We start from the raw sequence: 12,681 nt of genomic DNA on the forward strand, positions 1-12,681 counted from the left end.
TTCATAGTCATGTTTGTTAAAAAATGTCTTAAATACAATTAGTTTAAACAACTTCAGTATTTCCGTTCGGCAAAGAAGTCTATAAGGCTCTGCCTGAACGTTTTGGATAAAGGAATTTCTATTTGAACAAGTTCTATTTCAGACTGCCAAAATATTTTGTCTGTATATTTGATTTTTGTCAAATAAAAATATGCAAGCCATGAACCCATGACTTGCATATTCCGTTATGCTTGCGGTGGTCTTATCCTCCGAAGTTGTCGAATCGAATCATCTCGTCTTCCACGCCGAGGGAGTGGAGAAGGTCGAGGACTGTCTTTGCCATCATAGGAGGGCCGCAGAGGTAGTACTCGCAATCTTCAGGGTTTTCGTGCTGCTTGAGGTAGGTGTCGCCCATGACAGGTGCCACGAATCCCGGGGTGTACTTTATGCCTGCCGCATCCGCCTTAGGGTCAGGACGGTCGAGCGCGAGGTGGAAATGGAAGTTGTCGTAGTCCTTTTCCAATTGTAGGAAGTCGTCAAGGAACGGTATTTCCTCCAGGGCGCGCGCTCCGTAGAAGTAATGCATCTCACGGTCGCGTGTGTTGAGTGTCTTGAGCATGTGCATGATTTGCGCGCGGAGCGGAGCCATACCGGCGCCGCCGCCCACCCATATCATCTCGCGTCCTGTGCCGTACTGTGGGCGGAACTCGCCGTAAGGTCCTGACATGATGACCTTGTCGCCCGGTTTGAGTGAGAAGATGTATGAGGATGCTATGCCCGGATTGACGTCCATGAAGCCCGGTCCCTGTTCCTTTGGCTTGAACGGTGGTGTGGCGATGCGCACGTTAAGGGTGATGATGTCGCCCTCGTCCGGATAGTTTGCCATGGAGTAGGCGCGGATGGTAGGTGCCGGATTGCTGCACTTGAGGTTGAAGAGTCCGAATTTCTCCCATGCCGGCAGGTAGGTGTCGCCTATGAGACTCTTGTCGATGTCCTTGTCATAGTCCATCTCGAATGCCGGGATGCGTATCTGTGCATAAGAGCCCGGTTCGAAGTCCATGTGCTCTCCCGGTGGCAGTGCCACTTTGTATTCTTTGATGAATGTTGCGACGTTGCGGTTTCCGATTACGGTGCATTCCCATTCCTTGACACCCATTACGGATTCGTCAACGTGGAGCTTCATGTCGCTCTTTACCTTGCATTGGCAGCCGAGACGCCATCCCTCCTTGATTTCCTTGCGTGTGAAGTGTGACTTCTCGGAGTCAAGGATTTCGCCGCCGCCTTCAAGAACCTGCACCTTGCACTGTCCGCAGGACGCTTTACCGCCACAAGCGGAGGGGAGGTAGATGCCGTTGTCATTAAGGGTTGCCATTACTGAGTCTCCCTGTGGCACATCAAGTACTTTGTCGTTTATTGTTATCTTGACATTGCCACTCGGTGACAAGTAGTTTTTTGCAACGAGCAGGATGATGACCAACATGATGATGACCACCAGGAATACACTAATGCTCGCTAAAATAAAATTAATGTCCATTGTTTATTCCTTTCCTGTTTTTAGATTTTAAGACCAGAGAAACACATGAATGCCATTGCCATCAGACCCACGGCGATGAATGTTATGCCAAGTCCGCGCAAAGGCTTTGGCACATCAGAGTAGGCAAGTTTCTCGCGGATTGCGCCGAGAAGGCATATTGCGAGAGTCCAGCCGATACCTGAGCCTACGGCAAATGCTATGGAGTCTGCCACACCGCCTATGTACTGTGAGTTTGACGGGTCAAGGTTGATGCGCTGCTGCATGAAGAGCGATGCGCCCATGATTGCGCAGTTGACGGCTATCAGCGGGAGGAAGATGCCGAGGGCGGCGTAGAGTGACGGGGAGAAACGCTCCACAACCATTTCCACAAGCTGCACGATACCTGCAATGACAGCAATGAAAAGTATGAGAGAGAGGTAGGAAAGGTCAACTCCGAGTATGCCGTCCGCTGCAAGCACCTTTGTCTGCAGGAGGTAGTCTACAGGCACGGTGATGAGAAGAACGAAGGTCACGGCGCAACCGAGTCCGAATGATGTCTTCACGCTCTTGGATACGGCAAGATAGGAACACATGCCGAGGAAGAACGCGAAAATCATGTTATCCACAAAGATGCTGCGGAAGAAAAGTGAAATTATATGTTCCATGGTTATGCCTCCTTATAGAAATATGCACGATGAATCCAGATTACCACACCACAGAGGATGAGAGCCATTGCCGGCATTGTCATCATGCCATTATTGATATAGCCGAGGTCATAGAAACTTTCCGGAATAATCTGGAAGCCGAGAAGTGAGCCTCTGCCGAAAAACTCGCGCACGGCACCTACTGCCACAAGGATGTAGGCATAGCCAAGTCCGTTGCCGATACCGTCAAGGAATGAAGGCCATGGGGAGTTGATTGACGCGAATGCCTCAAGACGTCCCATGAGGATGCAGTTGGTGATGATAAGTCCCACATACACAGACAGCTCCACACTGACATCGTAGACAAACGCTTTAAGCACCTGATTGACGATTGTCACCAAAGCAGCCACGACAACCAGCTGTACGATGATGCGGATGCGTGAAGGTATGGTCTTTCGGATGAGTGAGATGATCACGTTCGCAAATGCTGTGATGACTGTCACTGCAAGTCCCATGACTATGGCAGGCTTCAACTGTGATGTCACAGCGAGAGCAGAGCAGATGCCCAACACCTGTACGAGGACAGGGTTGTTGCCGTTGAGAGGAGTCATGAAGACATCCTGATTCTCTTTTGAAAATAATTTAGACATGTCTTGGTTCTCCTTTTTTAGTTTTTAAGATTTAAGAAATCGCTGTATTTCTTGAATGATTCCTTGAACATAAGGTCCACGCCATTGCAGGTAAGGGTTGCACCGGTGACTCCGTCTACAGTGAAGTCCTTCTCCTCAGGCTTTATGTCTGTAGGTTTTTTCACCCCCAGCTTGACTTCTCCATCGACAATGGCTTTCTTTCCTTTGAACTGGTCCTGCCATTTCTTTGAGTCTTTAATTTCTGCACCAAGACCGGCAGTTTCGGATTCATGATTGAAATATGCGCCATAAACAGTCTGCTTGTCAGCATTGAGTGCTACATAGCCCCAGATAGGTCCCCAAAGTCCCATACCTTTTACAGAGAGGATGTATTTGTACTCGCCATTGAGTTTGCAAGTGTAGATGATTGACTTTGTCTCTGCGTCTACGGTGTCTGTCATGATAACAATATTCTTGTATTGCGCTTCAGCATCAGCATCGTCAGCAAACTCACGGATGTCAAGTGTGGCAAGTACCTGCTTCTTGACATCGAGTGCCACGTTCTTGTCTTGCTGCTCTTTCAATGAAGAATACACGAAAGCAAGGCAGAAAGCAACAATCACTACAAGTACAATACTATATATAATAATGTACGGATTACTGTTAGTATTAAGTTTCTTTGCCATAATGATTGTTCTCCTATTTCTTTAGACGGTTAGCACGGCGGGAAATGTTGCGCTGGACAACGCACCAGTCGATGAGAGGGGCGCATACATTCATCAGCAGGATAGCAAGCATCATTCCTTCCGGATAGCCGGGGTTCATGACGCGTACAACGACTGCAACAAAGCCGATGAGAAGACCATAGATCCATTTTCCACATTCTGTACGCGCTGCTGTCACAGGGTCTGTTGCCATGAACACCGCACCAAACGCGAAGCCACCGAGTACAATCTGGTCATACCATGTCATCGGAGACATGTCAAGAGAATAGAACATCCATGCCGTCAGAGCTCCGCCTGCAAAGACAGAGAGCATGATTCTCCAAGATGCGACTCCTGTAAAGAGGAGGAAAAGTGCACCAAGGATTATGGCAATGAAGGATGTCTCACCCATAGAACCGGGGATAAGACCGATTACTGCATTCATTGTATCAATGGAGTAGTTCGGGTCTTGTACGACAAGTCCAAGAGGAGTTGCTGCCGTTGTAGCATCAGCAACTTGATAACCCAAACCGAAAACCTGGTCTTTTGCCACCCAGCAGTTGTCACCGGACATCACTGTAGGGTAGGAGAAGAACAGGAATGCTCGTGCTGCAAGTGCAGGGTTGACGAAATTCATGCCTGTACCTCCGAAGATTTCCTTACAGAATATCACAGAGAAAGCGCATGCAAGCGCAAGGCACCACAGCGGACAGTTCACCGGTATCACCATAGGGATGAGGATACCGGTTGCGAGATAGCCTTCCTGGATTTCCTCATGCTTCCACTGTGCCCATGCAAATTCGATGGCAAGTCCTACAATGTAGCTGACAAGAATCTTTGGGAGCATCTGCAGGAAGCCATAAAGGAACATGCTGAGATGGCATGCATCAGCAGGCAGTGTTCCTCCGTTCGCCAGCAATGCGTTCTGATAGCCGATGTTGTACATTCCGAACAGCAGGGCAGGTACAAGCGCGATGATGACAAAGCTGATGATGCGCTTGGAGTCTACAGCGTCATGGATATGTGCTCCGCTCTTTGATGTTGTGTTCGGTACAAAAAGAAATGACTCAAAACCTTCAAACACACTGCCGAAAGCCTGAAGTTTTCCGCCTTTCTCGAAATTTGGTTTTATGGAGTCAAGATATTTCTTTAATGGATTCATTATGCGTTCTCCTTTCTCAGAATGTCAAGTCCCTCACGGACAATCTTCTGTAATTCAAGTTTTGAAGAATCAACAAATTCTGCAACAGCGAAATCCTCCGGAGAGATCTCGTATATACCGAGTGCTTCCTGACGGTCGATGTCGCCCGTAATAATTGCTTTGATAAGGTATTCTCCGTAAATATCCATAGGAAGTACCTTGTCGTATTCACCTGACATAATCATGTGGCGTTCACCACCCTTGATTCTTGTGTCGCACTTGTATTCCTTGTTTTTCGGCATAAGCCATGAGAAATATGTGCGGCTGAATGAGAACTGGTTAGGGCGTGGAAGAATCCATCCGAGCATTTCGTCAGCATGGTCTCCTTCTGGAATCACTGTCACCTCACTTATCTGTGGACCAATGTAGCATTTAGGACATGCTTTATTTCCGGTTAGTGGGTTGCCGTTGATGATACGGACATTATCTCCCTTGATGCGTCCCTCTGTTAGTGTGCCGACCTTCTGTCCAACGAGAACTTCTGAATAGGCTGGATTCTTCACTTCCTCACCGGCAAGAGCAACTTTGTGGCGAAGGTCAACTTTGCCTGTCAGGAACAGTCTACCAATGAAAATCACGGCTGTCGGAGACACTGTCCATACTACCTCCCCCTTATTGACAGGGGCAAGGTGGTTGATTTGTACTCCGACATTTGATGCCGGGCATTTTCCGTCAAAGACAGTCAGCTCGCAATTACGGAGACTGCCAAGTTTGTCTGTCTGTTGCGGGTTTATGCCAACGTATGTCTTCTGAATCTTGGATAGTGCAGTGATGCCGGTTTGGAAAGCTTCTTCATTTCCTGCCAGTTCATAGAGGAAACTTGCGGCGAGTGGCATATCGCGAAAAGCCGATATGAATATGGCTTTGGGATTTGTCTGTGGATTTGTACTTACTGCATAAGGCAACTGATTGATGTAGCCAAAGAGACCTGCCTCAAGCAATGCTTCTTTCACTTGGTCGCCACTGAGAGACTTGATGTCTTTCTTGCCGAAATCCTTATATTGAATCTCAGCGTCAGCGTTAACCTTGATAGCGAGTACTTTGCGACGGTCGCCACGCTCTACGGCAGAGACAGTCCCGCTTACAGGAGAAGCGAACTTCACCTCCGGATACTGCTTGTTTACAAAAAGCGCATCGCCCGCCAAGACCTTGTCACCCTCCTTGACCACGACTTTAGGTGTTACTCCCTGATAATCATCCGGGCAGAGAGCGAAATCATTTCCTCTCTGAACAGCAACATCTTTCAGCTCTGCGGTTCCCCGGAGCTTGATGTCGAGGCCTTTGCGTAACTTGATAACGTTAACCATTTAATTTGATTTTTTATATGATTTAGAAATACAATAAATTATTCATATATTATCCATAAAGACCTTTGCAAAATTAACAAAAAAATCGGTAAAACCATAGAAAAAACATATTGATTATTTCTTTATAAGACAAATTTCTTGTAATTTTGCAACAAAATTAAAATACATCAAGCATCTTAGACACATATTCGCTTATACAGTATGGACCATTGTTGGTATCTATGCTGTTATTGTTGTGCTGTTAAATATACCGACAGTACAACGTCTTTCTGCATCGGAGGTTTCAAAAGCTCTATCAGAGAAACTTGGCACTCAAGTGAAAGTGAGCAATTTGAATCTTTGTTTTCTGAATCGTATTATCATTGACAATGTATTGATACAGGACCGGCAGAAAAAGGAAATGTTGGCATGTCATCGTATTTCTGCGAAAATAGATGTTCTGCCATTGTTGAAAGGCAAAATCAGTATTTCTTCTGCCCAGATTTTCGGAATGCATTTGGCTCTGTATCGTCAAAATGGTAGTTCTCCTTTGAACTGCCAATTTGTCATTGATTCATTAGCTTCTAAGGATACGACAAAGCATACACCGTTGGATTTGCACATTGCGTCACTTGTCATTCGTAATTCATCGGTGAATTATGACCGTAATGATATGGCACACAAAGTTGGATTTGACGTGAATCATGTTGCTTTGGACAAGATATCGGGACATATTATGCTTTATGCCTTGACGGATGACAGTTTGTCTGTCAAAATGAAAAAACTGTCTTTTGATGAACTAAATTCAAAGTTGTCATTAAAGAATTTGTCTTTTGTGGCTGATGCAAACAAGCATCGTTGCTCCATTAATGATTTTAACTTACGTACAGCAGAAAGTGATATCACACTTAATGCTATGGCTAATTATAAGGGCAACAGAATACAGTCATTCCATGTTGTAAGTAAGAACTCTTATGTCGGATTAAAAGATGCTGCTTGTTTTGAACAACGGCTATCGAAATTTGACAGTAAGATATTGTTTGATGTAAATATTGACGGCAAAGATAAATCTCTGAATATCCATGAATTAACCATAAGAACTTCTGATAATGATTTTATGTTTAAATCTCATGGAAATGTTGTGTCACGGACATCTGTCTTTAAGGCTTTGCCAAAACCTGAGACATTAACATTCAACCTCCATTCTGATATTCATGCAAGTACAGGGTTCGTTTCTGATGTCATGTCTGTGTTTGGAGCTGATAGTCCTATTTTGGGCAGGTTAGGAACGATAGATTATTCTGCAACAGCAGAGGGTAATTATGGCAAATATATTTTGACCGGTGACCTTGCCACTGGTGTGGGAATTTTGTCTCATAAATTGTCGTATGCAGATAAGTTCATCACAGCAGACATAAGTACTCCACAAGATTTCAGACTTGGTTATCTTCTGAATACCAGAGCATTGGGAAATGTGAAATTTGCTATGGATGCAGACGCTATTGTTGCAAAGAATCCTAAAACCGGAAAATTCACATTGCATGCAATGGATAGCAAAGTGAATATTCCATACGTTATAGCGAATGGTTATGAGTACCGTAATGTCAAACTTGAATCCAAATTAAACAATGGCAGAGCAGAGATGTTTTTTGACATAGCGGACATGAATGCTAATGGTAATGTTAGGTTTGTTGCATCTGATGCATCAAGTCTGTTGGAAGGAAAACCAAAAGAACTTTGCGATATTGAAATGACTGCAGAAGTTGCTCATCTTAATCCGTATGCGTTAGGTATATTGACAGCGGATACAATTCCACATGGACCGCTGTCATTTACTTTTCAGGCTTCAACAACCAACGTAGGTTATGGACATACGGAAATCAAATTTGAGTCTGATTTCGCAAATGCTTTTGCAGAAGGAGAGTTTGACCCGTTTACCATTCAGCAAACTTTCACAAACCTTGTGGCAAAACGTCTTCCGACTCTGCCCGGAATGCCTATGTACAAAGCTACCAATAATAGGATAGAACTGGATGCCAGTGTTACGGATATGAAACGTTTTGGCGAGATTCTTGGAGTGAATTTCTTGTCTCAAGAGCCACTTACGCTGGTCGGATACGTTAATGAGCCAATGAAAAGTGCTGATATAAGTATCAGCGCTCCACAGTTAGAGTTCTCAGGAAGAAAATTTGCTGATACGAGATTGCATGTGTATTCTCTTTCTGATACATTGTATGTAAGTGGAGGAACGTCACGTGTAGAATCTGACGGTACTAATTTCTTGCTTTCTTTGCAAGGCAAAGTTGCTGACAACAGACTGTTGACAGCTATAGATTTTGATAATGGCCGTGAGCGCAGAATGTGTGGCACGGTAAATACAAACAGCCAGTTTTTCCGAGGTCTTGACGGTAAGCCTGTTGTAAATGTCAGCGTATTGCCGTCTGAGATACAGATGGGTGACTCCTTATGGAATCTCCGTAGCTCAGATATTGTGTACACAGCTTATGATTTAAGTGTTGATAACTTTGTGCTGGAGCATGGACTTCAATGTATAAAGATTGATGGTGCTGCAACACGTTCCATGGAAGATTCGCTTGTTGTGGATATGCAGGGAGTGGACGTTGCATACATAATGAATCTAATAGACTTTCATAGTGTAGAGTTTGGTGGATTCGTGACAGGCAAGGCTGTCGTCAAATCGTTATTCTCAACTCCAACTGCATATTCAGACATTGATGTCCAAGATTTTCGTTTCCAATATGGCAGAATGGGAATCTTGACTTGCCATGCCAAGTGGGATAATGAACTTGGACAGATAAATATTAACGCAGTCTGCAATGATGATAATGTTACTCCTGAGGTTGACGGCAGACTTGGCATCGATGGATACATATCCCTAAAGAATAACTATATAGACCTTGGGATGAAGGCGGAGAACACACGCTTTGAGTTCTTGCAGTCATTCTGTGAATCATTTATGAAGGATGTGAAGGTTTATGGGACAGGAGATATACGTTTGTATGGTCCGCTAAATAAAATCAATCTGACAGGGGATGCTGTTGTCAATGGTTCTACTGTGATAACACCTTTGAATACAGAATACACACTCAAAAATGATACTGTTCATTTCGTTCCTAACGACATTAGGTTCGCTGATTGTGTTTTCTATGACAAGTATGGAAACCGAGGGGCAATATCCGGTGGTTTGCATCATAAGAATTTGGGAAAGATGACATTCGATTTGGATGTCAAGGCTGAGCATTTGCTATGCTATGATTTTCCAACACTGGATGGTTCTACCTTCTGTGGGCGTGTTGTTGGAACCGGCAACTGTAAGATAACGGGACGATCCGGTGAGATAGTGTTTGACATTGATGCTTATCCGGAGGAGACATCGGAATTCACATATAATGTATCGTCACCGGATGCATTGCAGAATCAGTCATTCATAACTTGGAAATCCAAGGAAGAAAAAGGCAATATCATGCAACAAGACAGCACATTGTCTGCTACTATAGAGCAGAAGCATCAATTGTCTACAAATATCCGCATGAATTTTCTGGTCCATATTACACCTGAAAGTACAATTCAGCTGCTTATGGACCAACGGACGGGAGACTATATAAAGTTGAATGGTTCAGGAGATTTGCGTGCAACATATTTCAATAAGGGCGGATTGCATATTTTTGGAAACTATAATGTTGAGGATGGAGAATACAAGATGACAATACAAAAAGTGCTGTCAAAGAATTTCACTTTCCTTCCAGGTAGCTCTATATCTTTTGGTGGAGAACCATTCCAGGCATTGGTCAATCTGAAAGCGCAATATATAGTCCCTTCCGTGCCCTTGTCAGATTTGAATATTGGAAATTCGTTTAAGAACAACTCTGTCCGCGTAAACTGTCTTATGAACATTACAGGCACAGCAGAGCATCCGATGGTGGATTTTGACTTGAATCTTCCACAGGCAAGTGCTGACATACAGCAGATGATAACATCAATCATTGATTCTGAACAGGAACGTAATCAGCAGGTTGTCTACCTTCTCTCGATAGGCAGGTTCTACTCTGACAATACAAATGCATCATCTGACCCTGCAGCCATGTCGCAAGGCTCATTGGCTATGCAGTCTTTTCTGTCTGGTACGGTTTCGCAACAGATTAACAATATTATATCAGACATGGTGCTGAAAAACAGTGATTGGAATTTCGGTGCAAATATATCTCCCGGTGATGAAGGAATGAATAATGCCGAGTATGAGGGGCTTGTCTCAGGTAGGATGTTTAATAACCGTCTGCAGATTAATGGTCAGTTCGGATATCGTGACAACAAGAATGCTACGACATCATTCATTGGTGATTTTGATGTCCGTTATCTGCTCTTCCCAAATGGCAATCTGTCTGTACGTGTATACAATCAGACAACCGACAGGTATTTCACAAAATCAAGTCTCAATACCCAAGGTCTTGGAATAGAGTTCAAACATGATTTCAACTCTTTCATTCCCGGATTTTTGCGAAAGAAGAAAAAAAGTATTTTGAAATAAATAGAATTAGAGAATATGATAGAACAAGAGTTTGACCCTATAGATGATGACCGTAATGATGAAGGAAAAGACCCTGCAGAGGAAATGGCAAGAGAGATGCGTGAGATGTTCCAACAAGCATCACGCGCACTTCATAATTCTTTTGCAAATGCTGCACGTCGTGAACGTGCAGAGGAATCTTTGATGATAGGGCGTCCCGGTAATACCAAGACTCCATTTCTTGATAAGTACAGTCATGACCTGACCAAATCGGCAGCAGAACATAAACTTGACCCTGTTGTCGGTAGGGATAAAGAGGTGTATCGTCTTGTTGAAATCTTGGGTAGAAGAAAAAAGAACAACCCTGTCCTGATTGGTGACCCCGGTGTCGGTAAAAGTGCTATTGTTGAAGGACTTGCACAGCAGATAGCAGAAGGAACATCCTCCCCGGTGTTGCGTGGCAAAAGGATACTTTCCCTTGACCTTACAAGTGTGGTTGCAGGAACCCAGTACCGTGGTGATTTCGAGAAACGTATGAAGGAGATTATTTCCGAATTGGAGCAGAGTCCTGATGTTATTGTTTTCATTGATGAGATACATACTTTAATGGGAGCCGGTTCGGCGTCAGGAACAATGGATGCGGCAAATATCCTGAAGCCGGCTCTTGCAAGAGGTACGGTGCAGTGCATTGGCGCCACGACGCTTGATGAATACAGGAAATCCATTGAGAAAGATGGTGCTTTAGAGCGTCGTTTTCAGAAGATTATTGTCAATCCCACTTCTGAGGAAGAGACAATTAAAATATTGGAGAATATCAAGGCGCGCTACCAGCAGTATCATCATGTGATATATCCACAGGAAGTTGTACGTGCTTGTGTTGTGCAGACTCAACGCTACATTACTGACCGTGTGTTTCCAGACAAAGCTATTGACGCTCTTGACGAGGTCGGTTCACGTGTACATCTCCGTACTGCTGTCATATCACCAAAGCAGAGAAACCTTGAGAATGAACTTGCAGAAGTGCGCCAGAAGAAGAAGTCTGCTGTTGTGCAGCAGAATTTTGAACTTGCCGCTGCCTTGCGCGACAGGCAGGAAGAGTTAGAGCGCCGGCTTCTTCAGTTACAGACTTATGGTGATGACGATACCACGGATTATGTAACTGTGACGGAGAAAGATGTCTGTGAGGTCGTATCGTTGATATCCGGTGTTCCAGTGTCTCAGATAAGTGAAGGAGACAATATCCGTTTGCGTAGATTAGGAGATATCCTCAAAGGCAGTGTCATCGGTCAGGATAAGGCAGTGGAAACTTGTGTACGTGCCATTCGCCGTAACAGTCTCGGATTGCGTTCACACAATCGTCCGATAGGCGCATTCCTGTTTCTGGGTCCTACAGGAGTAGGTAAGACATACCTTGCCCAACAGTTGGCGAGAGAGGTGTTTGGCTCCGCAGGTTCTCTTATACGTGTTGATATGTCGGAATTCAATGAATCGTTCAACACCTCTCGGCTTGTTGGAGCTCCTCCCGGATATGTCGGATATGACGAAGGCGGCCAATTGACAGAACGTGTACGCCGACATCCGTATTCCGTTGTCCTTCTTGATGAGATAGAGAAAGCTCACCAGAATATTTTCAACCTGCTTCTTCAGGTGCTTGATGAAGGCAGGCTGACTGACGGCAACGGACGGTTGATAGATTTCCGTAACACCATAGTTATAATGACCTCAAATGCCGGCACACGTCAGCTGAAGGAATTCTCACGGGGAATAGGATTCGGCGCTGTAGCATCGGACGGGAATATCAATAGTGACTATGCGCGTTCAATCATTGAGAAGGCATTGAAAAAACAATTTGCTCCGGAATTTTTGAACCGTCTGGATGAGATTGTCATGTTCGACCAACTTTCACTTGAATCCATAAAGCAGATTATCGACATAGAGATGAAAGACCTTTATAATCGTGTTGCAGAATTAGGCTACAAACTCAAAATGTCCGATAAGGCGAAAGAATTTGTTGCAGAGAAAGGCTATGATGTACAGTATGGCGCCCGTCCTTTGAAACGTGCTGTCCGGCAGTATGTTGAGGATGAGCTATGCAATCTTCTTCTTGACAACAGACTGCAACAAGGATGTGTTATCAAAGTTGGAAAGCCGAAGACGGCAAAGAATTTGGTTTTCACTGTATCTGACAAATAATATTATC

8 protein-coding genes are annotated in these 12,681 nt (G+C 44.4%); 2 read left to right on the top strand and 6 right to left on the bottom strand.

The window, feature by feature from the left end; translation table 11 throughout:
- Positions 1-241: 241 nt before the first annotated feature.
- Genes nqrF through E5358_RS02185 form a run of 6 tightly spaced genes read right to left on the bottom strand, consistent with a single transcriptional unit; the run spans position 242 to position 5,977 of the window.
- Positions 242-1,513 carry an NADH:ubiquinone reductase (Na(+)-transporting) subunit F gene (nqrF, locus tag E5358_RS02160; RefSeq protein WP_135938676.1) on the bottom strand — a complete coding sequence of 424 codons (1,272 nt, stop codon included), beginning with the start codon at positions 1,511-1,513 and terminating at the stop codon, positions 242-244.
- Between the two features lie 20 nt (positions 1,514-1,533).
- On the bottom strand, positions 1,534-2,157 hold the full coding sequence (gene nqrE / locus E5358_RS02165; protein ID WP_135938677.1) for an NADH:ubiquinone reductase (Na(+)-transporting) subunit E: 624 nt from the start codon (positions 2,155-2,157) through the stop codon (positions 1,534-1,536).
- A 2-nt stretch (positions 2,158-2,159) separates the two neighbouring features.
- Entirely contained in the window at positions 2,160-2,786 is a 627-nt protein-coding gene (locus E5358_RS02170; protein ID WP_135938678.1) for an NADH:ubiquinone reductase (Na(+)-transporting) subunit D, read from the bottom strand.
- 17 nt (positions 2,787-2,803) lie between these two features.
- Positions 2,804-3,451, bottom strand: a complete 648-nt coding sequence (locus tag E5358_RS02175) for an FMN-binding protein (protein WP_135938679.1) — start codon at positions 3,449-3,451, stop codon at positions 2,804-2,806.
- A gap of 13 nt (positions 3,452-3,464) precedes the next feature.
- Complete coding sequence (locus E5358_RS02180; protein ID WP_135938680.1) at positions 3,465-4,631, bottom strand: NADH:ubiquinone reductase (Na(+)-transporting) subunit B; 1,167 nt, start codon at positions 4,629-4,631, stop codon at positions 3,465-3,467.
- A complete protein-coding gene (locus E5358_RS02185) occupies positions 4,631-5,977 on the bottom strand; it encodes a Na(+)-translocating NADH-quinone reductase subunit A (RefSeq protein WP_135938681.1) in 1,347 nt (448 codons plus the stop codon). The genes E5358_RS02180 and E5358_RS02185 overlap by 1 nt, the downstream gene beginning before the upstream one ends.
- A 316-nt stretch (positions 5,978-6,293) precedes the next feature.
- On the opposite strand from E5358_RS02185, the gene E5358_RS02190 reads away from it, so the two are divergent.
- Together E5358_RS02190 and E5358_RS02195 are read left to right on the top strand one after the other, a co-directional pair.
- Positions 6,294-10,502: a translocation/assembly module TamB domain-containing protein gene (locus E5358_RS02190; RefSeq protein ID WP_135938682.1), complete on the top strand. Its 4,209-nt coding sequence runs from the start codon at positions 6,294-6,296 to the stop codon at positions 10,500-10,502.
- A gap of 15 nt (positions 10,503-10,517) precedes the next feature.
- Positions 10,518-12,674 carry an ATP-dependent Clp protease ATP-binding subunit gene (locus E5358_RS02195; protein WP_135938683.1) on the top strand — a complete coding sequence of 719 codons (2,157 nt, stop codon included), beginning with the start codon at positions 10,518-10,520 and terminating at the stop codon, positions 12,672-12,674.
- The last annotated feature ends 7 nt before the right edge of the window (positions 12,675-12,681 follow it).

The sequence above is a fragment of the Palleniella muris genome, from assembly GCF_004792655.1.
Classification (GTDB): domain Bacteria; phylum Bacteroidota; class Bacteroidia; order Bacteroidales; family Bacteroidaceae; genus Prevotella; species Prevotella muris_A.

Excerpts from the sequence above, each read along its gene's own strand:
- nqrF (WP_135938676.1), bottom strand. The coding sequence starts at position 1,513 with ATGGACATTAATTTTATTTTAGCGAGCATTAGTGTATTCCTGGTGGTC.
- nqrE (WP_135938677.1), bottom strand. The coding sequence starts at position 2,157 with ATGGAACATATAATTTCACTTTTCTTCCGCAGCATCTTTGTGGATAAC.
- E5358_RS02170 (WP_135938678.1), bottom strand. The coding sequence starts at position 2,786 with ATGTCTAAATTATTTTCAAAAGAGAATCAGGATGTCTTCATGACTCCT.
- E5358_RS02175 (WP_135938679.1), bottom strand. The coding sequence starts at position 3,451 with ATGGCAAAGAAACTTAATACTAACAGTAATCCGTACATTATTATATAT.
- E5358_RS02180 (WP_135938680.1), bottom strand. The coding sequence starts at position 4,631 with ATGAATCCATTAAAGAAATATCTTGACTCCATAAAACCAAATTTCGAG.
- E5358_RS02185 (WP_135938681.1), bottom strand. The coding sequence starts at position 5,977 with ATGGTTAACGTTATCAAGTTACGCAAAGGCCTCGACATCAAGCTCCGG.
- E5358_RS02195 (WP_135938683.1), top strand. The coding sequence starts at position 10,518 with ATGATAGAACAAGAGTTTGACCCTATAGATGATGACCGTAATGATGAA.